Consider the following 1,295-nt stretch of genomic DNA (forward strand, 5'->3'; position numbering starts at 1 on the left):
GCTCGAGGGCCAGAAGGTCGAGTTCGACGTCACCCAGGGCCAGAAGGGCCCGCAGGCCGAGAACATCCGCGTCATCGGCTGACGTCAGCCTCCGCTGACGCGCGATTTCGCGTAGCGAGGGCCCGCACCGCACGGTGCGGGCCCTCGCTCATGCCGCCGAACGGCCGGGGCGGCGAACTCCTTTCCGACGGCCGGACCAGCCCCTTACCCGGGGCTGTCACGCTCTGGATGGAGATCCTGTGACCACCCCTGCCCAGCCGCACCGCGACGGCGGCCGTTCCCGCAAGCCCCGCACCGGCGCCCCGCGCACCGGCGGCGCCCCGCGCACCGGCGCCTCCTCCCGGCCCCCGCGCCGGAACGCCCCCCGGGTCGCCGAGCCCGCCGACTTCACCGTGGTCGAGGGCACCCCGGCCCGTCCGCCGGCGGCGAGCTTCGCCGAGCTGGAGCTCCCCAAGGGCCTCCTGAGCGCGCTGACCCGCCAGGGCGTCACCGAGCCGTTCCCGATCCAGGCCGCCACCCTCCCCGACTCGATCGCCGGGCGCGACGTGCTCGGCCGCGGCCGCACCGGCTCCGGCAAGACCCTCGCCTTCGGCCTGTCGCTGCTCGCGCGCACCGCCGGCCGCCGGGCCGACGCCCGCCACCCGCTGGCGCTGGTGCTGACGCCCACCCGCGAGCTGGCCCAGCAGGTCACCGAGGCCCTCACCCCGTACGCCACCGCCGTCAACCTGCGGATCGCCACCGTCGTCGGCGGTATGTCGATCACCCGGCAGGCCAACGCGGTGCGCCGCGGCGCCGAGGTCCTGGTCGCCACCCCCGGCCGACTGGACGACCTGATCGGTCGCGGTGACGTCAACCTCTCCGATGTCGCGATCACCGTGCTCGACGAGGCCGACCAGATGGCCGACATGGGCTTCCTGCCGCAGGTCACCAAGCTGCTGGAGCAGGTCGCCGAGGGCGGGCAGCGGATGCTCTTCTCCGCCACCCTGGACCGCAACGTCGACCGACTGGTCAAGCGCTTCCTGACCGACCCGGTGACCCACTCCGTGGACCCCTCGGCCGGCGCGGTCACCACCATGGACCACCACCTGCTCCAGCTGGATCCGGCGGACAAGGCGTCCACCACCGCCCACATCGCCTCCCGCGAGGGGCGCGTGATCATGTTCGTGCACACCAAGCACGGCGCGGACCGGCTCGCCAAGCAGCTGCTGGCCAACGGTGTGAAGGCCGCCGCCCTGCACGGCGGCAAGTCCCAGCCGCAGCGCAACCGGGTGCTCGACCAGTTCCGCGACGGCCAC

2 protein-coding genes are annotated in these 1,295 nt (G+C 74.1%); both read left to right on the forward strand.

Annotated features, from left to right (window positions below):
- Window positions 1-82 (forward strand): cold shock domain-containing protein (locus VR45_RS10260; protein WP_045939381.1); only part of this gene is annotated, 82 nt, incomplete at its 5' end.
- Between the two features lie 157 nt (window positions 83-239).
- Window positions 240-1,295: DEAD/DEAH box helicase (locus VR45_RS10265; RefSeq protein WP_199925924.1), on the forward strand; the 1,056-nt coding region annotated here is incomplete at its 3' end.

Origin of the sequence: Streptomyces sp. NRRL S-495 (assembly GCF_000966955.1) — a bacterium.
GTDB lineage: Bacteria > Actinomycetota > Actinomycetes > Streptomycetales > Streptomycetaceae > Kitasatospora > Kitasatospora purpeofusca.